The sequence below is a fragment of the Christiangramia lutea genome, assembly GCF_022489035.1.
GTDB lineage: Bacteria > Bacteroidota > Bacteroidia > Flavobacteriales > Flavobacteriaceae > Christiangramia > Christiangramia lutea.
In genome coordinates this window covers 12285-34423 of the sequence record NZ_JAKVTV010000007.1, presented here as the reverse complement: position 1 = coordinate 34423, position 22139 = coordinate 12285, and the positions used below count along the sequence as shown (strand labels likewise).

The window sequence follows — 22139 nt, the reverse complement described above, 5'->3', positions numbered from 1 at the left end:
TGCTTTATTTTGATAACCACTGAAACCCGTGTAATCTAAATTCTCCTCGATTTTTTAAATTAAGGATTATTGATGTGAAATATGGAAAAGATCTAAAATCAGTTTTCTTAATTTCTATTTTCTTTAGGTTTGTTTCTTCTCCTAATCGTTTAATTACCCATTGGTCGTTTTCCACATTTTGAATAGCAATTAAAGATGAGTTTATCGGTTCTTTAAATTCAAAACTTTCTTCCATTGGATGATTCATTATAATTATAACCTTCGGATTTTTATTTTGAATTGAATCAAGCTTATTACCAAACGTAAATTCAATTTCAGCACCTGGCTCATCATCCATTTTGTCAAAATCATAACTTGGGAAGTCTGTGGAGATTAGTTTAGAATTCGAAATTCTAAAGAACTTATCAGTCCAAAGTTTACCCTTTATTCCTAATTTTTTTAATGCTTTTCTTTCTTCTTTAGTTAATCCATATTTTGAAAGTTTTTCAATTGGAGTATTATTTTCTTCCGGACTATGGACTAAACATATAATATCAAAGTTTTGTTCTTTAGCTAAAGCATCTTTACTCATTTTAAAAGCATATACTGATGAAGTTAGAATTAATGCTATTAAAACTGTTATACCGAAATGTTTAATTGAAAATTTATTGCCAGATTGAATTAAAATAAAAAGGTTAGCTAAACTAATTCCTGGTAACCAACATAAATGAATTGGAAAACTAAATGCTCCAATCCAAGGACCAAATACAAACCATATTAAAAGAATGAATAAAACTGTTTGTATAACCGAAACTACAAGGCTTAAAATCAATCCTAAAATCAGGTTTACTTTAGAAAAAAGCTTTTCGAAGAGGTTTACAAGCAAAACAGAAATTGCAGCTAAAATTGTTGTATTAAATGCGAATGGAAGAATATCCCCTTTTCCAAATCCATCATTTGAAACAACATATAGAAATGATATCAATGTAGAAATTGAAATCAAGATCAATAGATATGGAATTTTCGTTCTCAAAATATTGCAGCTAACGGTTACGGTTATCGCCAGTTGGCGGAGTAGGGGATGCGGATTTGTCGGCTTAGTATTGGTTTGTTGGTCAAGTTAATAATTTTCTTTCTAACGGTGCCGCTTATTGGCGATGAACCGTTGTTGTGTGCTGTGTTTTACTTGGATTTACATATTTACTTTTAAATTTCTAAAAGCGATATAATTAACTTCAATTTCTTGGATAACTCCGTCGAATTCTTTTTGAAAATTACCATCTAGATCGGAGTAAATATTTAATGTGTCATTCTCTTTTTCTCCTGATAAAATCAAATATATGTCAGCATTTATCAGTGGATCTTTATTTTCTGAATCATAAATTTTTCCTTTAATAAATCCTGGCTCTATTTCAATTATATTCATCGAAATTTCGCCTAGTACTTCACATCCATCTTCTCCATCAATTCCATAATCTGGTTTTCTATTCTCAATTAATCTATTTTGATTCTTATTTTCTATTGTCAAGTTTGATAAATATTCAGGACGAGTAGATGTACAAGAAAATAGACTTGTGAAAACTATTATCAAATAGAAAAATTTTAAATCAACAGATTTATTGATTGGTTTTAAAATATTTGATTTTCTGTTTTTCACTTTTCTTCTTTACTCAAATTTTGGTAAACATTGCACACAACGGTCTCGATTATCGCAAGTCACGGGAGTAGGGACGCGGACTTGTCGGCTTACCGTTTTTCTTTATTGGTTTTCTAAATTACACTTTTTCTGCAATACCCGTTATTTGCGATGAATCGTTGTTATATGCTGGCGTTTTTACGCTCTATCGTTTTTATAACTATTTTTTCAATTTCTCTGTGTTTGAACTTAAACCATTGTTCTCGATTTTCTGAATTGTCAATTAAATTCTTGAAATTTTGAAAAGGTTTTCTTTTGTTCAAAGCTTGATCTAAGTTCTGTTGAAATTTATCATCCTCGACCTGATTTTTGAAATCCTCCATTATTTTAAACGATTCAAAGCTTCCTAAAACTTCAAATTTTATCAAATCTTTTTTCTGTGATTCTATTTTTTTAAAATCATCCTGGAACATTTCTTTATAATAATCTTCACCAGCTGTCGCCATTAAGTCCGCATTAGGAAGACAAATTAATTCATTAGTTTTTTGATTAAAATAGCACTCATTTCCACAATCGAGTTCTTGTGCTATTTCGTTTATAATTTTTTGATCAGGTTTATTCATACAATCATTCAAATTTATGTTCTTGAATGAATTGCAATTTCACTTTTATTATCCAAAGAAGCAACCGTGTTTATCTTCTTTTAAAGTAGCTAATATTTCTTCTAAATTTGTTGCAGTAGGTTTAGGCTCGTAAGGATCCCAATTACCATTTGCTCTGAACCAGAATATTTTCCAGAAATTTTGATTCTTATAATATTTGATTCTTGCAAATGGCAATTTTTGAATTTCTTTTGGGTTATCCCATTTAGGTCTTATCTGGTATAATTCGACAATTTTAATTTTGCTATGGAAAGAATATCCAACATCTACTTGTTTTCTAACCTCCTCATCAATTGGACGAAGAGCTTCTACAAACCTTTTTATTGTAGATTCGTTTATGTCAATTATATCTTTTTTCATAAAAATTGTCTCTAAAACGCTTGCATATAACGGTCTCGGTTATCGCCAGTTGGCGGAGTAGGGGACGCGTATTTGTCGGCTTAGTATTGGTTTGTTGGTCAAGTTAATTATTTTCTTTCTAGCGGTACCGGCTATTGGCGATGAACCGTTGTTCTATGCAGTTATAAATCACCAAATTTTCCTTTTAAATCTCGCAGTAGCTTTTCTGGATTGTAACTAGTTCCATTTTTATAAATTGCTTCAACCTTTGTAATTGTATTTTTCTCTTTAATTAGATCTCCATCTAAGATCACGAAATCTGCTCTTTTTCCAATTTCTATTGTACCGATATCTGTCCTACCTAATTTAGTAGCTCCGTTCTTAGTCATTATTTTAATTGCTTCAGGCGTAGTAAATCCAGCTTCCCTTAAAAGTAGAAAATTTCTTTGGTCTCCAAATCCTGGTAAAATATGTCGACCTGCATCTACACCTGCTGAAAGTATTCCACCTTTTTTGAAAAAATTATATTCAAATTCCATTATACGTTTTAAACGCTTCTCTCTTGTTTTGCTATTTTCATTATTCTCTAATGGAGTATTTAAATCTCTAAAGTTTTCCCGAAATGTTTTAGACATTATTTGAGCACTCTTTTCATCTAAAAAGCTTCTAGATGGAATACTGGCTTCATAAATACTTAGTGTTGAAGTTAAGACTGTTTTGTTTGCTATTAACTTATTCATAAGCATATCAACTTCAATTGACTCTAAATCTAAAGAATCTATATATTCCCTTGATCCTGAGCATTCCCCTGCTTTTTTGTTTATTCTAAAGTCGGAAACACTATTTAATCCGTGCTCAATTGCATCTATTCCCATCTCTGAGGCTTCTTTGAATGTTATAGAGCAAAGATGTCCTGTAACTTTAGTATTGTTGATGTGAGCTTCATCGATAACTATTTCCAAGAATTTAGGCTCAATATTCCTATAAACTTTAAACCATTTAACGCCTTTATTTGCCCAGAATTTGATAGTATCTCGTAACTGATTTTCATTTTTAGGAATAATCATATTTTGATTTCCACCTTCTCCGGTTATATATGGTCCACTAGGAATGATTGTGGGACCAATTGCTTCTCCAGTTTCAATTTTTTCAGCAAGTTCTAATTCCTTATAAGGAGAAGCTGCTCCGCAAGTTTGAATTGTAGTTACACCCGAAGCTAAATATAATTTAGTTGCAGTTTCACCTAAAAATGGAATTCCCGGAATATGAAGATGATTGTGAACTCCAACTAAACCAGGAATAATAGTTTTGTCCGTACCATCAATAATTTGAATATTCTGCAAATTTTGGAAATTGGAGTAAGCATCAATTTTCTTAAATATCCCATTTTCTATTAAAATGGATATATTTTCTTGAGTTGCACCTCCAGTTCCATCAATTAAATCGATATTTTTTATTAGTATAGGTTTAGACCCTGAATTCTGTGCGAAAAGCACAGTATTAGTAAACAGAATTAGAATGAAAAATAGTTTTCTCAAATCATCATTTTTATAATTGCATAGAACGGTCTCGGTTATCGCCAGTTGGCGGAGTAAGGGACGCGGATTTGTCGGCTTAGTACTGGTTTGTTGGTCAAGTTAATTATTTTCTTTCTAACGGTGCCGCTTATTGGCGATGAACCGTTGTTATTTACAGTGGCCTACCTCAATCATTATTCTCGCAAAGCCTTTAAAACTTGATCGTACAGTGTTTTGTCAGAATCCTCTAGAAATATTATGATTGGTCCATAAACATTATAGATTGCTAATAATCCGTATTCTTGATTAAAAAGTAATGGACCCGTTCCATCATCCATAGGATCTTTCAAGTTATAGAAATGAAATTCTTTCTCCGATAGTTCAGTAAACGATACTGGCTTTTTATCTAAGATTTTGAATTCATCTGTTCCCAGGAAAATCTGATTTTCTTTTTTGAAGTTTAAAAGGACAGTTTTTGAGGTATCATCTTGACTAACATATTCATAAGATGAAAAATCTTTCTTTTTATCGATTTTAAAATTAAATTTCTCTTCTTTCGGATTCTCAGAATGCAATATAAATACATTTCTTTCACCACTTACCGTTTCAATTTTATCAGTGCAGTTTATAAAAGTCAGAAAAATTACGAGAGATAATATTCTTTTCAAATTAAGTTTTTTTGGTCAGCTTTCTTCTTATTTAGCTCACTGTGGCCATTGTATATAACGGTCTCGGTTATCGCCAGTTGGCGGAGTAAGGGACGCGGATTTGTCGGCTTAGTATTGGTTCGTTGGTCAAGTTAATTATTTTCTTTCTAACGCTGCCGCTTATTGGCGATGAACCGTTGTTGTGTGCTGTGTTTTAGTTTAATTTACATATTTACGTTTAAATTTCTAAAAGCAATATATCTAACCTCAATTTCTTGGATTACTCCGTCGAATTCTTTCTGAAAATTACCATCTTGATCGGAGTAAATATTTAAAGTATCATTCTTTTTTTCTCCTGATAATATCAGATATATGTCAGCATTTATCAGTGGATCTTTATTTTCTGAATCAAAAATTTTTCCTTTAATAAAGCCTGGTTCTATTTCAATTATATTCATCGAAATTTCGCCTAGTACTTCGCATCCATCTTTTCCATCAATTCCATAATCCGGTTTTCTATTCTCAATTAATCTATTTTGATTCTTATTTTCTATTGTCAAGTTTGATAAAAATTCAGGACGAGTAGATGTACAAGAAAATAGACTTGTAATAACTATAATCAAATAGAAAAAATTGAAATCAAGAGATTTATTGATTGGTTTTAAAGTATTTGATTTTCTGTTTTTCAATTTTTCTTCTTTGTTCGAATTTTGGTGAACATTGCACACAACGGTCACGGTTATCGCCAGTTGGCGGAGTAGGGAACGCGGATTTGTCGGCTTAGTATTGGTTTGTTGGTCAAGTTAATAATTTTCTTTCTAACGGTGCCGGCTATTGGCGATTAACCGTTGTTGGCAACAGTATGTTTACTTTTTTACATTTCCATTTTCGTATTCAACCGTCTTATCAAGTTTACCTTTTTCATTGAAATATAACCAAGTTCCTTGGGCTTGTCCACCTGTTTTTGTTTTACCGATACTTTTAATAGTTCCATTATTATGAAATTCTATTTTTTGGCTATCGTTATAAATGTCAGAACTTCTAAATGATTTTATAACGCCATCTTCATAAAATTGAATTACTACACCGTCTCTTTTTCCTTTATTATTTTCAACTAGATATTTTGGCTTGAATGTATTCTCGTTAAGATATAATCCATAGCCATTTAAAGTATCATTTTCATAATGTCTGAAACCAATGATATTTTCATTTTTGTCAAAAAAATATCCATTTCCAGTTTTTAACCCATTTTGTGTTTGAACTTGAAATTCTTTTGATCCATCTGTACGATATTTCAAAATTGAATCAATTTTCATTGATTGAAGTGATTCTTGTTTTTCACTGACTTTTTCTGGATTAGAATTGTTACAACTCAATAAAGTCAGAAGAATAATTATATGTAAGACAATTTTTCTCATATTGTTGCCAACGGTTTCGGTTATCGCCAGTTGGCGGAGTAGGGGACGCGGATTTGTCGGCTTAGTATTGGTTCGTTGGTCAAGTTAATTATTTTCTTACTAACGCTACCGCTTATTGGCGATGAACCGTTGTTGTTGCAAGTTTTATTTCATGGATTTTTTTTGGACTTTTTTGAAAACTACAATTTTACCCTGGTTTAAAGTCATTAATGAAAAAAATCCGTTATTATCATAATTTATTGCTTCAATGTAGGCACAAGATATATTTCCATTTTCGCCCATTTCTCTTAAAAAGAAGTTTTTATTAGAAAGATTCTCTCCATCACAATTTTTAGTTATTTCATATTTGCTTGAGGATATTAATTCATCACCATTAAATCTTTTAACCGTTCCATCTTCAGAAAAAGTCCAAATGGCTTCAGGACTATTTTCTAAATGCCAAGATCCGATAATTTGATTCTCTAATTCTTCCTTTGTTTGGGAATCTTGGGCGCACCCAATGTTTACAATAAATAATAATAGAACTGTAATTTTTAGGAATTTCATAAGTGATTTAGAATTAAATAAATGGTTAAGTTTTATTGTTATATGTATTGGAGCAATTTTATTATTGAAATATTAAACTATTTTTCAATTTATTTAAATAAGTAAGTTTTTACCAATCTTTGGAGTAAAAATCTTAGTAATAAAATTTGCTACAACGGTCTCGGTTATCGCCAGTTGGCGGAGTAAGGGACGCGGATTTGTCGGCTTAGAATTGGTTTGTTGGTCAAGTTAATTATTTTCTTTCTAACGCTGCCGCTTATTGGCGATGAACCGTTGTTGCCTGCAGTTTTAATTGTTCCAACTTTCGATTGAGCAAGAATTACTTTTTATTTCCCATTGGTGTATAAATCGGCTTAACTGAAGCAGTAGTAGTATCATAAAATTCTAGATTTTTATTTTGTTCAGTTTTAGATTCGCTTTTTACCTTTATTAAATTGATATAGTAGTCGATTCCAGCTTCATCTAATTCCTTTTTATACTGCGATTTTAAATTTGAATTGATAAACTCTTTTAACTCATACAAATCTTTAGCTGATTCGATTGCTTTTAAATCAGCATCCTTCAAACAGACGTTTTCTAGACCGTTTAGAAGTCTTTCTTTATATTCATTTAAATCAATTCGTCTTGATCTTTTTACTTGTTTTTCTTCAATTCTTTTTTTCTCTCCTATGTCGCAGCGGCTGATTTTATTTTGCACATCTCTGATTAATTCATCTTTATCGATATTACTTAATTCAGGATGTTCCATGTCCAAATGAGCTAAATATGAAGCAGCTGTAACTTTTCTTTCGAATTCACAATAAATGCATTTATAGATAATCTGTTTAACCTTACGATGTTTAATTTTTTTCATATTAAAATTGCTGGCAACGGTCTCGGTTATCGCCAGTTGGCGGAATGAGGGACGCGGATTTGTCGGCTTAGTATTGGTTTGTTGATCAAGTTAATTATTTTCTTACTAACGCTGCCGCTTATTGGCGATGAACCGTTGTTGTGCAAAGTAATTTGTAATTCCATCATCTTATAGTTTCTGATTTATTAAAAAGCCAGATTAATTCTTTTTGATATAGAAATGATTGTGTCCCTAAAACAGTTATGAATTGCCATATTCCTATTAATAAACTACCATTATTTATTTCCATTAGCATAAGAAAGCTTAATAATGAAAAAGCCAAACCTTTTATATAGTTTGTAAAATTAGATTTAGTTATTTTAAATAGTTTTTCTTGCACATAAAAAATTAATATGAGAGGAAAAATAGAAAATGATAATATATAGGCGATGCCGTATATTAATTCAGGAAAACCTTCTTTTAAATTCATTAAATTTTCTAAAATACGGCTACCTCCGAGATAAATTAATATTGATCCATAAAGACTAATAAAAGAAAGTATTATTAAGGAAATGAAGGTTATTATGAAATTATATTTCATTTTGTGATAACTGCACAAAATAATTAATAAACTAAAAGGAATAATTACTATTAAAAAATTATCATATCCATCTCCTAAATAATTAATCAAAAAACAAATTATTGCAGGTAATATGATTTTATAAAGTATTGAGCTATTATAAGCTTTTGAAATCATAACCGCAATTAGATATTTGTTTGATTTTTTTAAGTTCAATCTTCAGTGGACTTGTATTTCGATAATCATTTTTTCTTTAATTGAAATCAGGAACTTTCATTATTATTTTGCACAACGGTCTCGGCTATCGCCAGTTGCGGGAGTTGGGACGCGGAGTTGTCGGCTTATTTGTTATGTTTCCTGGTTTCTAAAATTACACTTTTTCGACTAAACCCGTTATTGGCGATGAGCCGTTGTTGGCTGTAGTTTAATTTATTTCTGAAGTTCTTGAGAAATTCTATTTTCTAATCTATTAAGTTCTGTCATCAATTCAGTTTTTGGAATCTCCAGGAATCTGGTCCATTCATTGGAAAATTTCTCAAAGAATATGCTGTCTTGTTTAGCCAAATATTCTAATGTTATATTATTCACATTTCCAGCTCTTAGACTATCAATTTTTTTCTCCAATTTTCTGCGATATACTTCGCATAAATCAAATCGAGCATTTGCTATTCTGAGTGAGATTTTATTCGTTGTATCAGACACATAAGATTTCGAAGCTACAAAGGCTGTCTTACTTTTATAAATTATCTTATCTGTTAATCTATATCGTGCAGAAATTCCAACATGTGCATCAATATTATCAGTTAGATCTTTATTCTCATTATAAATAAAATCATCCCATTTTAACTCTGTATTTTCTGTCCAAATGATAGTATCTTTCATTATCCACCATTCTCTCAGATCATGATAATACCTATTTACAATTAATCCGAATAAGATTGATGAAATTACAATCAATATTATTAAGTATGGTTTCCTCAATCTTTCAAAATTAAATTACTGCCAACGGTCTCGGTTATCGCCAGTTGGCGGAGTAAGGGACACGGTTTTGTCGGCTTAGTATTGGTTTCTTGGTCAAGTTAATTATTTTCTTACTAACGCTGCCGCTTATTGGCGATGAACCGTTGTTACCTGTAGTTTATGAAGCAGCCTTTTTCAAAAGTGCCGCTGTTTTAGGACCTAAATCTGCCGAATACTCTAAATCTTGAACATCTTTATCGCTTATTAAATTATAAAATATGCAAGCACTTAAGAAAGCACCATTATTAGATGGATGCATATTATCTTCTAGGATTTTTAGTTCTGGATATTTCTCAAAAGCTTTTTGAAATACTTCACCATGATTCGTTCTTTCTAAAGAATTTATTTCTGCGATATTTTTATAACTACTATTTAATAGGTTGAGATAATGTTCTGAATTTTTAATCTCTTTAGAACAATAATCTTTATCTGAATCTAAAGTTTCGTTTAACATCCAACCTGTATAGCAGTATTTTTTAGGATAGTTTACATCGGTTGTCCAGGTATTAAATAGTATGAATCTAGTGTCTTGATTATTGACTAAGTTTTTAATTTTTGTAATTGCTGGATTTACTTGATATTTTACTGACTCAGGTATTAAAACAGCAACTCCTCCTGTTTGTAACACAACTATATCCCAATTTTTTTCTTTTAACTTTTTCTCTGTTTCTGTGATTTCTCCATCATTTTTTAATCTTGTATTTACACCATTTTCAGAGGATGAAACAATAATATTATCTAAATGTCTACTAAGTGAAAAACCTGGATATGTGATTTGCTCAATTTTTATGTTAGAATCTGTTTCATCTAACATTTCTTGTAGTTTTTGAGGCATATCATTATAATATGTCAAACTGTTACCAACAAATAATACATTGATCTCTTTTGATTTTTCTTCATCATTTGAAATACAACTAAACGTTATAGTGGTCAGAATAAGGAGCAGAATTTTTCTCATAAATTACAGGTAACGGTCTCGGTTATCGCCAGTTGGCGGAGTAAGGGACGCGGAATTGTCGGTTTAGTATTGGTTTGTTGGTCAAGTTAATTATTTTCTATCTAACGGTACCGCTTATTGGCGATGAACCGTTGTTAGCGGCTGTGCGTTTTGATGTTATTTAATGTTTATTTAGGACGTATTTTTTATAATATATCATGTAGGTTTCCCAAATCTTGCTTTCTAACTTCTTCAAATCATTTTTAAGACTATTTATATCTTGATTTTCATCCAATTCATCTAAAACTCTTATTAAAAAATTTGCTGCAAGTGGCAAACAGCAAAAAGCTGGAATTAATCCTGCAAAACGATTTTTATTTTGATTATAACCGTACAAACCATCATGCATTGGATTATGACTTTTCGAAAGATGATATTTTGCCATAACTCTCCAATGACCATGGATTACTCCTGAGCTTCTTTTGTATAGGAAATAATAATGATTGTCCTTGCCCCAGACTTCTTCTGCCATTTGATCTATCCTTAAATCGAAAATATCGCCACGTTCAGATGCAACATCATTTGAATTTGTTCCAGATTCTTTAATCTCATCATCAATCATTTTTTGGGCTTCTTTTTTCATGTCTTCATCATCTGCATACTCAATGATTTTCTGCCCGAAAAACTTGTTTCTTCCTACCGAATAATTTCTAAATCTTAAGTGTAAATCGGGATCTTGTCTATTAAGTAACCAACTTCCAACAATAAATGTTTCTAACGTAGTTCTAAATACCAATTCAGCTATTTCTCCTTTATGGTTTTTTACAAGATCAACAGTATCTAAAGTTAGATTAGTAATTCTTGCCGCAAATCCCATGTTGACCTCTGCCACATTTGGGTGGTAGTATCCAACTAATTTTAATTTTTTAAATGAAATGAACAGCGTTTCCAATTCGTCGCTTAATTCTTTTAATTTCATTTCTTTAAAATGTGACTCTTCTAGTTCCGTATCGTCACGAGATTCTATATGAGGAACTCTGATAAAATTATAGAGCCATATAGATTCAGAAAATTCTAAATTGAAATTTTCAGATTGTCCAATGGATGGTGGGAACATGGCCATTATTCTCGAAATATTTTCAGGTCTTAAAATAGTTTCCTTGTCATCCCATGAAAGTAATCCGAACGGATCTCTACTGCCTTTTTGTGTGTACTTTATGGAAAGATATTTAGATAGTATTGCAATGTCTGAACGACCATCTAAAATGCCATTATATCCCGCAAATAATAATTTAATATTTGGTTCAAATTTAAATTTGATAGGTATTTCTAAAAGTTCCGAGTAAAACGGAAGAATCTGTTCAAAAGAATTTTTGAAGCAAGTGTCAAATATTAAATCTAGAATTTCATAGTCCTTCTTAATTATTGAAATCGTATGTGATAAATTAAAATGAAAAGGCCTTTTCATTTCAAAATTATCGTTGATAAAATCTGAAATTCTATTAAAATCTTCTTCTACTTTTTCATACTTATTGAAACATAGAGCAATAGAAATATGAAGAAATTCTGGGGCTCTTGCTTTCCAAGAAAACGGTTGAATCATTCCAGGATATGGATCAAATGCTTTTTGAAATTCAGTTCTTGTTTGTCTTATTCGTCCTTTTTTCTTTTTTGCCATAAATTTTATTGAAGCATTGCCGCTAACGGTTTCGGTTATCGCCAGTTGGCGGAGTAGGGGACGCGGATTTGTCGGCTTAGTATTGGTTTCTTGGTCAAGTTAATTATTTTCTTTCTAACGGTGCCGCTTATTGGCGATGAACCGTTGTTGCCTGCAGTATTTTAGCTGATATCATATTCTTTAGGCTTTAATTCTTCATTATCGAAATCTATATAGAAATGATGTATTTTATCTTCATTGTCGAACTTACCATCTTTATCTATATCCTCAATTGTTCTGAAGTATAAACGATTTTGAAGTTTTATAATATTGTAATCAATAATTTCTTGATTTTCAGGTGTAATCTTTTCAAAAGCTTTCCCATTTATTTTACTTAAATACAAAGTACTTAAGTCCTGGGAATTTATTTTTTGATCTCCATTTGTGTCATCATCATAAACAGTGTAGATCAGATATTGCTTTTTATTTTGGTTAAAAATTTCTCTTAAAAATTTCACTGAAGTAATTAATATAATTTGATCAGTCAAACTTGTGATTGAATCAGATTCTCGTTTTTGAAACTTTAAATTAAATATTGAACCGGGTATATCTGCATTGTAAGATGAGATAACAGAAAAACTATTTGAATTACTTGATCTAGAACCTAATCCACTGTACGATGATCCATAATATGTTTCTTGTGGTTCTCCTGTTACATAAATTACGTATTCTGTGCTATCAATTTCCACTGGTAAATCGTTAATCACAATTTTTGAAGTATCTCTAACTATTGCTTTTTTATCCTTTTTTTGATTATAATCTACAGTTGGTTTATCATCATTTTTGCAACTAGTAATTGAAAATATTATTAGAAGGATTAAAGTCAGTTTTCTCATTTGTTGGATTTCTGTGAATATTGCTGGCAACGGTCTCGGTTATCGCCAGTTGGCGGAGTAATGGACACGGATTTGTCGGCTTAGTATTGATTTGTTGGTCAAGTTAATTATTTTCTTTCTAACGGTGCCGCTTATTGGCGATGAACCGTTGTTAGGCACAGTTAAGTTTTGATAATTATCATTTCCGCAAACATATTTATTCTCTTTGTATGATAAATTTCAAGACCACTTTCTTTAATTGCATTTTTCCATTTTTTCTTGGTCAGAAAGTGGAATGCTCCGATATTAAAAAACGTGAAATTAATTCCATTTCTCATTTGCTCTGAAATAATTATAATTCCATTCGTTTTTAAAACTCTTTTTGCTTCCTTAAAAAACTCAACTCTTTTACTATGTTGTAATATTTCGTGTAATGAAGTTACAGCAAAGATGATTTCTTGAGAATTATCCTTGAATGGTAATTCCGTTGGATCTATCTTTATTTCTCTTGGATTAGGAGGAAATTCCTTTTTCGAAATTGAAACCATTTTTTCTTCCAAATGTCTATTTTCATAAATATCACAAACTACTAATTTCATTTTCGGATATTTCTTTTGAAGATACCTGGATATTGGATCAAAGCTTGCGTGGATAAAAATTCCGTTTTTGATTTGGTTTAGATTTAAATAATCTGGTAAGTTTTCTAATTTATATAAATCAGACTTATCATACAGTAGATAGGAAGCTAGAATTGAAAGAATAATATTTAGGAGAATTAATCCGCTAAAGATTATAAGTGCTTTAGTAATAATCTCATTATCGATAAAATTGGAGAAAAGGTAACTTATTAATGAAATAAATAAACCAATTAGAATTTTCTTAAAATTGAAAAGTATAACTAATTTGGTTATTTTCATTTAAAGTTGGATTTTGAATTAATTGTGCCTAACGGTCTCGGTTATCGCCAGTTGGCGGAGTAAGGGACGCGGATTTGTCGGCTTAGTATTGGTTTGTTGGTCAAGTTAATTATTTTCTTACTAACGCTGCCGCATATTGGCGATTAACCGTTGTTGTGCGTAGTTATTTTTTTCTCTCAAATAATTTATCGTTGAGTTTTTCAATTATTAAAAGAGCTTCTTCCTTTTTTAAGTCCTGTCCGAATTGAATTTTTTGATTTAAAAAAATAAGTGAAATTTCACCTCCAGATATTCCCCACCATTTCGCCCAAAATGGAGTTTTATCCTCACTTAGCGTAAAATAATCGGCATCTTCATATTTTAATTTTAGCGGAAATTGTATTAAAAGACCACGTTTTTTTATTATCAACTTGTCAGGATCAAAAGTTATTTCTTCTTTTCCAGTTAGATGCCATAAAACGAGACTTAAACCTAAAAATCCAAATAATAATATTCCTAAATAAAATAATAGAAATTCGTAACCATATATTTTACCTGAATCAATAATTCCCCAAGTTAAAATAGTTGCCATTGTAAAAACGAAGAATAACCAAATGACACCGAAAACAGCTACAAACCAATTTGTTCTTTTGTTTAAAATAATTTTATTGGCTTTTTTCATTTTTTAATCTTACAAGTCGAAAATCTTCTAAAAATTATTACGCACAACGGTCTCGGTTATCGCCAGTTGGCGGAGTAAGGGACACGGATTTGTCGGCTTAGTATTGGTTCGTTGGTCAAGTTAATTTATTTCTTTCTAACGGTGCCGCTTATTGGCGATGAACCGTTGTTGCCTACTTTAACTCTTTCCAGAATTTTTTAGTAAATACGAATATCGAAACGACCATCAGTAAAATTCAGAACTTTTCCTTCTTCATTTATAGCCTGAAATTGAAAAATTCCAGCTATAAATCTTTCACTTTCATTTATTTCTATAATTTCTAAAGTTCCGGTTACTTCTGAGGTTGTTTTAAAATAAGAATTAATGGTTTCACCACTTATTTCTCTATAAATGCTACTTGATGCATTTGGCCATGTTCTATCAATGGAAGGAATATAGCTTTCTGATAAATCGTAAACACGCTCTTCTAATGGTTCGTCGAGATAAAGGTCTAAATTAATGCTGGCATCACCGTTTATATCATTCCTAGCAATAACACTTAAATGATATTCATCATTCTCTCTATCTTGAGAATAACCTAACCTCAATGGATTAGGAGATCCACAGTTTAAACATCCTTGATCGTTTTTTGGCAGAAATACTTGTCCATTAATTTTACATCCAAAAGTATAAGCTCCTTCAGATGTAATTTCTGGTAAGTCAGAATTAGTACCATCATCATCATTTGTACTACAACTAAAAATTATTAATGATAGAACTAAAATTAGAATTTTGGAATAAAAGGTTTTCATCTTTCTTTACTTTTTTTCTTAGAGTTATTGTAGGCAACGGTCTCGGTTATCGCCAGTTGGCGGAGTGAGGAACGCGGCTTTGTCGGTTTAGTATTGGTTTGTTGGTCAAGTTAATTATTTTCTTAGTAACGGTGCCGGCTATTGGCGATGAACCGTTGTTGTAAACTGTGGCGACATTTTAACTCAAATTAGTATGTTTTTTTAATTCATCAATTTGAAATTTTAGGTTTTTGATCTCAATCAATAATGATCTTTGATAATTCAAAATTTCATCAAGCTTGAGATCGACCCTGGAAAATTCATTACTTTCATTTTCCCCATTACCATTGACTTTATTTTTTTCAAAAATGGTAAGTAGCTTGATGGCATTTTTTGGGATATTCCTTCTTCCTTGCTCCCAACTTTGAACAGTACCTATTTTACAGTAAGTAATTTTAGCTAAATCTCCTTGAGTCAAATTATATTTATTTCTAAACTCTTTTAAATCAATTTGATTTTCATTTTTCAAACCTTCATTACTAAAATTATTTTCATCATAGATTCTAATCAATTTAATAGCACTATTTGAAATATTTCTTTGTCCAATTTCCCATTTCGATACAGCACTAACCTTAACACCTACTATTTCAGCTAAATCTGATTGCGTTAGATTATGTCTTTTGCGAAAGTTTTTTATTTCTTGTATATCCATTTCTTGGTTGATTAGATTAATACTTTTTGAAGCTGTATTTTTTAGGAGCCATTGTTTACAACGGTCTCGGTTATCGCCAGTTGGCGGAGTAAGGGACGCGGATTTGTCGGCTTAATATTGGTTCGTTGGTCAAGTTAATTATTTTCTTTCTAAGGCTGCCGCTTATTGGCGATGAACCGTTGTTGCTAACTGGAAAAACATACGAAATTATGTTTTGAAAATCTAAAATTTGGGCAATCGAACAATGCTCAATTTTTTTATAAGTTCTTATCGCAAGTTCGTTTTAGACATTTAGTGGTCAATTTGAATCTTTTTAAATGTCGCAATTGTTTTTATTCTTTTGCTCTCATTGTCTGAATAATCAATGAAAGATTGAGAAACTTCTAATTGAACAATATTTGGCTCTATTAAGGTTATTTTTTCAAGTTCAGAAGAATAGTATATAATTTCATCTGGTATTCGTTCAAAGTCAGATATTGTAACTAAATCGTCGTTTATCTTCAGCTCATATCTCAACCAACGAGATCCGTAGGTGCCTGAGTAAGGTACGTCATCAAGTGATTGCATTCCTGGTAGCATTGCGTACATGCGTATATTATAATAATCTGAAATATTCAATTCGTGTCCTAGAATATTATTTTTATCGTAATTATCATTAAAATATAGTTCTTCAAGTTCCAATAATAGATCTTTTCCTTTTATCCCATCGCCATTTAAATCAATTTCGGCTTGCGATTTATATTCTATCAATTCGTATTCGCCAACCAGCGGTGATACTATATGTTCTTCATCATCCGTGCAGGATAAAAATGTTGAGGAAACAAATAATGTAGTAAGTAGTAACAGCTTCGATTTAAACATTTTCATTGTTTAGAATTTATTCCTTTGTTGTATTCTTTGAATTTGAGGCAAATTTATTTTGTCAATTTTAGAAAAAACTTTCACGTCCTTTTTTTCTTTTTTCGAAAATCACAAATGTTTTTCTTGTTTGCAACGGTCTCGGTTATCGCCAGTTGGCGGAGTAAGGGATGCGGATTTGTCGGCTTAGTATTGGTTTGTTGGTCAAGTTAATTATTTTCTTTCTAAAGCTGCCGGCTATTGGCGATTAACCGTTGTTGGCAGCTGTATGTTTATGGGAATATTTTAAAATGAACAATCAAATGTAACAGTTGTATTTTCTCCAACTATTGGGGAGATTTGATCTATTTCTTGTTGAATATTATCTATGCAAATAATTTGTGGATAAGGATAAATGGGGTTTGTACCACTAGAACCAACACCATCTGTTATAAATGTATCTAATACAGAAGAATTCTTCAATATTAATGATTCAATCATATTCTCTCCTATATTGAGCCATTTTAGTTTGGTTAAACAATGAAAGTCAAATACTTCTGGTTCAGCGCCTTCCATGTAAAATAGATTTAGTTTTTCTAGATTCGGAACTTGACAGAAATCTAAAATGACAAAACTATTAGAAGCATTTAATTCTTTTAGATTTTCGGAACCTTGTAAATCAACGTTCATTAATTGATTATCATAATCTCCACCATAATTAATTGGACGATTTCCTGACAAATCTAGTTTTAACAGGTTATTTAATCCAGAGAGATTTAAATTATCAAAATGCTCAGTAGCCAAAGTTTTAATGGAAAGATATTCTAACTTTTTTAAATTACTAAGGTCATAACTAAGGTTTTCTGTATTTAAAACTTGATCAAAATTATCTGCATTTCCACCACTTCCTGAAATTATTAGATTCTGAATATTTATAAAGTTTTCTATTCCCTGTAAATCCACAAATTTTTTAGGCGAACCATAATCAAAATCTAATATTAAATGTGTCACTGATTCAGCTTCGCTTCTTTGTATTTTTTCATCATTATTCAAATCCACATTACTTTCTGGAACTAAATCTCCATTTGTATCAACACAATTTTTATTTAATAGTGTATTTCTAAAATTTTCATCAGGTATGAAAATTATATCCTCTTGATCAGAGGAATTCTCTTGATCATCAGTTTGATTATCGGTGGAGCAGGAAAAGTTTGTTAGGGCTAAAATTGTAATTATTAAAATTCTTCTAAAAACTAAAACCATAATTAAAAAATTAGTGCTTAAGTAAATTATCACTAAAAATTAAATTATAACGGTAAAAGATAAAAATTTAGATAAAAGTGATCTTTTATTCTTTGAAATATTATGTAAAACTCAGATATCCAAACATATTGCTGCCAACGGTCTCGGCTATCGCCAGTTGCGGGAGTTGGGATGCGGAGTTGTCGGCTTATTTGTTTTATTTCTTGATTTCTAAAATTGCACTTTTTCGACTAAACCCGTTATTGGCGATGAGCCGTTGTTGGCAACTGGCGTTTAACCTTGAACATCTAAATATCTTAAATTAAAAAGTGCCTGTGGATCTTTTTCATTTGTTTTAAAAATAACATCGATTATATTCTTCATTTCCAAGCCTAGTTTAATCGGATCATTTGTCTGCTTTATAAATTTCACAAATGTTTTTATTGGAGTGTTTTCAAGCATTTCATCATGTTCCAGGAGTTCTAAATCTGATTTTTTTAGTTCGATATATTTTTGGTTTTTTTCCAATTCTTTCTGATCTAGAATAAAGAAGATTGCATATCCATTTTTAAATTCTTCTGGATCAATTTTGAAAATTTTAAACCAAGATGGTGTATATCGGAGTGAGTCCACTTGGATTAGGACTTGGTCTTCTCTAATTATTTCTAATTGAACACGGCTTTTTTTACAATCCTGAATAAATCTTTGGACGAATTCAGTCGGATTTTTTGGTTTCCTTTTTAAAGTAAAATTTAGATTATTCCAAAATGCCATTCTTCTTTATTCAATTTATGTCAAGCTTGTTGCCAACGGTCTCGGTTATCGCCAGTTGGCGGAGTAGGGGACGCGGCTTTGTCGGCTTAGTATTGGTTTGTTGGTCAAGTTAATTATTTTCTTACTAACGGTGCCGCTTATTGGCGATGAACCGTTGTTGCCCACAGTTATGTGTCGCTATTTTTTATGAAATCTATAAACTCCGCACCAAATTGAGTTATACTCATCATTTCAAAAGGATCAACACCAATTCTACCAATTCCCCAGTCAAGAATGAGACCTTTTGAAAATAATCTTTGCTTGTAAAAAATGAATTTTTGCTCGGTTAGATTATAATAATTAGCATTTCTATATTTCTCTAATTTTTTGTGTTTTTCATTGATCTGATTAATCTGTTTAGTCACAGTTTCATATTCGTCTTGATATTTTGATCTTCCAATTATTATAGACTCACTTCGCTGATTTTCTTTAACCTTAGTATATCTTTCATTTAGATTATCTAGTTGTTTTCTTTCTTCATCATAGGACTTGTCAAAGTCTTTATGGCTTAGCAGAATTATTAATTCTTCTTCAGAAAGTGAACTTATTAAATCAAGATATATGTCGATTAATTCCGTTTCCTGAGTTGGATTATTTAATTCTTTAATCAGAATATCTTTAAAGCGAAGTAATTTCAATTCTGATTTAGTTTGTACAACTCTTCTTATAACAGCTTCAAATAAATCATTGAAGTCCTCGGTTTTAATATTATCGATATTAATATCTTTTTCGGCTGTAAAATTGTCTGCAAGAATTTCTACAAATCGGTTTAATCTTTTTTGTTTTATTCTTCCATTATATTCGAAGAATAATTCATCCAGGGCTGCTCCACCGAAAGGAATAACACCAAATATTGATTTAGCAGTACTAGTAACAATTTCTTTATTATCGATTTTCTTCATAATTGTGGGCAACGGTCCCGGTTATCGCCAGTTGGCGGAGTAGGGGACGCGGATTTGTCAGCTTAGTATTAATTAGTTGGTCAAGTTAATTATTTTCTATCTAGCGGTGCCGCTTATTGGCGATGAACCGTTGTTGTGTGTTCGTTAAATTAGTTCGATTTTGGTTTAATAAAATTAATTCCGTGTAGTCTGGCTGTTGCAAATTGATAACCAAATATTGAATCCATTTCACGAGTTTCAAGTCCGCTATTAGGAATCAAATCTTTGTACAATTTTAAATTGTTTATGATTTCATCTAATTGATCTTTTTCCATATTAAACTCAATCTTATATCTGAAAACTGTCCTATCAATTTCATTCTTATCATTTAAATAATATATGATCTGATTTGGCACTTCTGAAGTTTGAAAGTCATTGGCTAAATCTATGTCAGAAGTATAAGCTGTTTCCGTAATTGAATTCGGTTCGTAATGATATTTTATAATTGGTCCACCATAATATCCTGATCCAGGATAATCAAGTTGTCCTCTTGAATTATAAAATTCTAGTCTTTTTGTTCTACCTATAGAGTCAATAAATTCTTTTACGTAGCTTCTATTATCTTTATTAGTAATATTTTTTTCTAAAAGGTTTATTGAGGAAGCTGTAATTTCAATTTCGTGATATTTTATTCTTTTTTCTTCTTCTTCTTTGTTACAAGACAAAAAGATTACTACTAGTAAAAAAAATGAAACTATTCTCATAATTATTTAATGACACACAACGGTCTCGGTTATCGCCAGTTGGCGGAGTAAGGGACGCGGATTTGTCGGCTTATTATTGTTTTGTTGATCAAGTTAATTATTTTCTTTCTAACGCTGCCGCTTATTGGCGATGAACCGTTGTTGTTGCCAGTATTTGTGACTTCGAAAACAGTTTCGAAAAAAAATAAAACATTTGACCTTTAATTAGTACTTTTTCTAAATTTTGACAATTGTTAATTAATTCTATATGTGATTTTTATCTTTCCTTCTGTTGCCTTATATGGATCAAAAGTTATATAAGTATTATATCCGCCATAATAATCCTGTCTGATTTCTTTCTCAATCTCTCCAGTTAAATAGTAATAATGTTCTTGATCTTCAGATTTGCTTGGAGTTATTCTAATTGTATCATTCGAATAACCTTCAATTTTAATATAGAAAATTGAATAGTTTATATCATCACTAGGAACTAAACTATCAATGAATTTTTCTTCGAAGTTCTTAATTTTAACTTTCTTATTTTCCATCGTGTTACCACAACTGGTCAGTATTAGAGAAATTATAATTAAGCAGTAGAATATTCTCATTAATAAAATATTTGAAGTTGTAAATTTCTTAGCAAATATTGGCTACAACGGTCTCGGCTATCGCCAGTTGCGGGAGTTGGGACGCGGATTTGTCGGCTTATTTGTTTTGTCTCCTGGTTTCTAAAATTACACTTTTTCGACTAAACCCGTTATTGGCGATGAGCCGTTGTTGGCAATAGTTTTAATAGTTATCATTTGTACATATTTCGCAAAAACTAAGATTATATTTTTTTGCTTCTTGGATATTTGACTTCGCAATATCTGTTTCACAATTACCAAGTCCTTCACATCTCAAATTTGTATGAAAAGCATAAGCATCTTCGCTTAAGCATACAAATACTGGCGTAATTCCAAAATTTCTATCCATTAATGAGCTAACAGAGGATGGATATTCTACTGAAATTCTCATTTGATTTAAATTGAATCGAACTTTATTTCCGTTAGAGGTTACATAATTATAAACTACAGGTTCTTGATAATCAGTACAGAATTTGAATCGAAATTCAGCATTTTTTTGGATCTCTCTAACTAAGGAAATATAATCTTGTTCAGATTTAATATCTATTACGCAGGTTGTTGATACAGACCTGTAAAATTTTATATAGGAATTATTAATTTTTCCTTGAAAATAAGGGTAATCGGAACTACCACCCGAAAAGTAATTTTCATCAATGTTGAGATAGCTAATTAATGTTTTAGAATCTAAATTTATATCGCTATAAGATAAGTCTTGTGAAAAACAAATCAGGGGAGTTAGGACTAATATGAATGAAATAACTTTTTTTATCATTTCTCTATAATTCTGATATTGTATATGTTATTGACATTCTATTATTCTTATCACGATTGAATTCCAAAGTAAGAAAATCATTGAAATCTCTATTTAGGAAATATGTAGCGCTGTACATTTCATCCTTTGTATTAAAGTGATACATAGTTGTGCCATCTTCTTCTGGACCTTTGTAGATATATGAGAAATCAATAATAATATCTTTTGAATCTCCATTATCAACTCGAATTAACCCATTATTTTCTTTTGAAATAATAGAAATATTAAATGGATGATTTATGCTTGGTTCATTCATTTGCTCTTCTAATTCTACACCATTTTTAGTTTCTTGAAAATGGACTGTATAAGCTACTAAATCCTCATTTATAAGAACTTTTGGATATCTAAGCATCTCATAGAATTCATTTTCTTGGGAAAATGAGAATACACTAATAAAAAGGAAAATTAAAGGAAGTAGTTTTTGTTTCATAGTTAGATTCTTGATGTTAAAATTATTGCCAACGGTCTCGGTTATCGCCAG

At 30.9% G+C, this 22139-nt stretch carries 27 protein-coding genes; all 27 read right to left on the bottom strand.

Translation table 11 applies throughout. The features are described from left to right. Positions 1-4: 4 nt before the first annotated feature. Entirely contained in the window at positions 5-982 is a 978-nt protein-coding gene (locus ML462_RS15525) for a hypothetical protein (RefSeq protein WP_240714751.1), read from the bottom strand. A 189-nt stretch (positions 983-1171) separates the two neighbouring features. Then, complete coding sequence (locus ML462_RS15520) at positions 1172-1636, bottom strand: carboxypeptidase-like regulatory domain-containing protein (protein ID WP_240714750.1); 465 nt, start codon at positions 1634-1636, stop codon at positions 1172-1174. Between the two features lie 161 nt (positions 1637-1797). Further along, positions 1798-2238, bottom strand: coding sequence for a UPF0158 family protein (locus tag ML462_RS15515; protein ID WP_240714749.1), 441 nt, complete (start codon positions 2236-2238; stop codon positions 1798-1800). Positions 2239-2286: 48 nt separating this feature from the next. Continuing rightward, entirely contained in the window at positions 2287-2637 is a 351-nt protein-coding gene (locus ML462_RS15510) for a DUF3024 domain-containing protein (RefSeq protein ID WP_240714748.1), read from the bottom strand. Between the two features lie 161 nt (positions 2638-2798). Further along, on the bottom strand, positions 2799-4154 hold the full coding sequence (locus tag ML462_RS15505) for an amidohydrolase family protein (RefSeq protein ID WP_240714747.1): 1356 nt from the start codon (positions 4152-4154) through the stop codon (positions 2799-2801). A 173-nt stretch (positions 4155-4327) separates the two neighbouring features. Continuing rightward, complete coding sequence (locus ML462_RS15500; RefSeq protein WP_240714746.1) at positions 4328-4801, bottom strand: hypothetical protein; 474 nt, start codon at positions 4799-4801, stop codon at positions 4328-4330. 203 nt (positions 4802-5004) lie between these two features. Then, positions 5005-5469 carry a carboxypeptidase-like regulatory domain-containing protein gene (locus ML462_RS15495; RefSeq protein ID WP_240714719.1) on the bottom strand — a complete coding sequence of 155 codons (465 nt, stop codon included), beginning with the start codon at positions 5467-5469 and terminating at the stop codon, positions 5005-5007. Positions 5470-5646: 177 nt separating this feature from the next. Next, complete coding sequence (locus tag ML462_RS15490) at positions 5647-6198, bottom strand: toxin-antitoxin system YwqK family antitoxin (RefSeq protein WP_240714745.1); 552 nt, start codon at positions 6196-6198, stop codon at positions 5647-5649. A 144-nt stretch (positions 6199-6342) separates the two neighbouring features. Next, a complete protein-coding gene (locus tag ML462_RS15485; protein WP_240714744.1) occupies positions 6343-6744 on the bottom strand; it encodes a hypothetical protein in 402 nt (133 codons plus the stop codon). 319 nt (positions 6745-7063) lie between these two features. Beyond that, positions 7064-7597 (bottom strand): hypothetical protein, encoded by a 534-nt coding sequence (locus tag ML462_RS15480; protein ID WP_240714743.1) that lies wholly within the window; start codon positions 7595-7597, stop codon positions 7064-7066. A gap of 163 nt (positions 7598-7760) precedes the next feature. Next, positions 7761-8333 (bottom strand): hypothetical protein, encoded by a 573-nt coding sequence (locus ML462_RS15475; RefSeq protein ID WP_240714742.1) that lies wholly within the window; start codon positions 8331-8333, stop codon positions 7761-7763. A 252-nt stretch (positions 8334-8585) separates the two neighbouring features. Further along, positions 8586-9038 carry a hypothetical protein gene (locus ML462_RS15470; RefSeq protein WP_240714741.1) on the bottom strand — a complete coding sequence of 151 codons (453 nt, stop codon included), beginning with the start codon at positions 9036-9038 and terminating at the stop codon, positions 8586-8588. Between the two features lie 256 nt (positions 9039-9294). Next, positions 9295-10134, bottom strand: coding sequence for a DUF4886 domain-containing protein (locus tag ML462_RS15465; RefSeq protein WP_240714740.1), 840 nt, complete (start codon positions 10132-10134; stop codon positions 9295-9297). Positions 10135-10294: 160 nt separating this feature from the next. Then, entirely contained in the window at positions 10295-11791 is a 1497-nt protein-coding gene (locus ML462_RS15460; protein WP_240714739.1) for a DUF5677 domain-containing protein, read from the bottom strand. Positions 11792-11952: 161 nt separating this feature from the next. After that, on the bottom strand, positions 11953-12666 hold the full coding sequence (locus ML462_RS15455) for a hypothetical protein (RefSeq protein ID WP_240714738.1): 714 nt from the start codon (positions 12664-12666) through the stop codon (positions 11953-11955). Between the two features lie 161 nt (positions 12667-12827). Beyond that, the gene (locus tag ML462_RS15450; protein WP_240714737.1) at positions 12828-13562 is read right to left on the bottom strand and encodes a methyltransferase domain-containing protein; all 735 of its coding nucleotides are present in this window, start codon (positions 13560-13562) and stop codon (positions 12828-12830) included. 163 nt (positions 13563-13725) lie between these two features. Next, entirely contained in the window at positions 13726-14223 is a 498-nt protein-coding gene (locus tag ML462_RS15445) for a hypothetical protein (protein ID WP_240714736.1), read from the bottom strand. A gap of 197 nt (positions 14224-14420) precedes the next feature. After that, positions 14421-15014, bottom strand: a complete 594-nt coding sequence (locus tag ML462_RS15440) for a Riean_0653 family protein (RefSeq protein ID WP_240714735.1) — start codon at positions 15012-15014, stop codon at positions 14421-14423. A gap of 178 nt (positions 15015-15192) precedes the next feature. After that, positions 15193-15705 carry a helix-turn-helix domain-containing protein gene (locus tag ML462_RS15435; protein WP_240714734.1) on the bottom strand — a complete coding sequence of 171 codons (513 nt, stop codon included), beginning with the start codon at positions 15703-15705 and terminating at the stop codon, positions 15193-15195. Positions 15706-15996: 291 nt separating this feature from the next. After that, positions 15997-16566, bottom strand: coding sequence for a hypothetical protein (locus ML462_RS15430; RefSeq protein WP_240714733.1), 570 nt, complete (start codon positions 16564-16566; stop codon positions 15997-15999). A gap of 282 nt (positions 16567-16848) precedes the next feature. Beyond that, positions 16849-17805, bottom strand: coding sequence for a hypothetical protein (locus ML462_RS15425; RefSeq protein ID WP_240714732.1), 957 nt, complete (start codon positions 17803-17805; stop codon positions 16849-16851). 273 nt (positions 17806-18078) lie between these two features. After that, the gene (locus ML462_RS15420; RefSeq protein ID WP_240714731.1) at positions 18079-18558 is read right to left on the bottom strand and encodes a hypothetical protein; all 480 of its coding nucleotides are present in this window, start codon (positions 18556-18558) and stop codon (positions 18079-18081) included. Between the two features lie 167 nt (positions 18559-18725). Beyond that, positions 18726-19499, bottom strand: a complete 774-nt coding sequence (locus ML462_RS15415) for a hypothetical protein (protein ID WP_240714730.1) — start codon at positions 19497-19499, stop codon at positions 18726-18728. Positions 19500-19648: 149 nt separating this feature from the next. Further along, complete coding sequence (locus ML462_RS15410) at positions 19649-20242, bottom strand: hypothetical protein (RefSeq protein ID WP_240714729.1); 594 nt, start codon at positions 20240-20242, stop codon at positions 19649-19651. A 233-nt stretch (positions 20243-20475) separates the two neighbouring features. After that, positions 20476-20829 carry a hypothetical protein gene (locus ML462_RS15405; RefSeq protein ID WP_240714728.1) on the bottom strand — a complete coding sequence of 118 codons (354 nt, stop codon included), beginning with the start codon at positions 20827-20829 and terminating at the stop codon, positions 20476-20478. Between the two features lie 181 nt (positions 20830-21010). After that, positions 21011-21619 carry a hypothetical protein gene (locus tag ML462_RS15400; RefSeq protein WP_240714727.1) on the bottom strand — a complete coding sequence of 203 codons (609 nt, stop codon included), beginning with the start codon at positions 21617-21619 and terminating at the stop codon, positions 21011-21013. A gap of 4 nt (positions 21620-21623) precedes the next feature. Continuing rightward, on the bottom strand, positions 21624-22088 hold the full coding sequence (locus ML462_RS15395; RefSeq protein WP_240714726.1) for a hypothetical protein: 465 nt from the start codon (positions 22086-22088) through the stop codon (positions 21624-21626). Positions 22089-22139 lie beyond the last annotated feature (51 nt).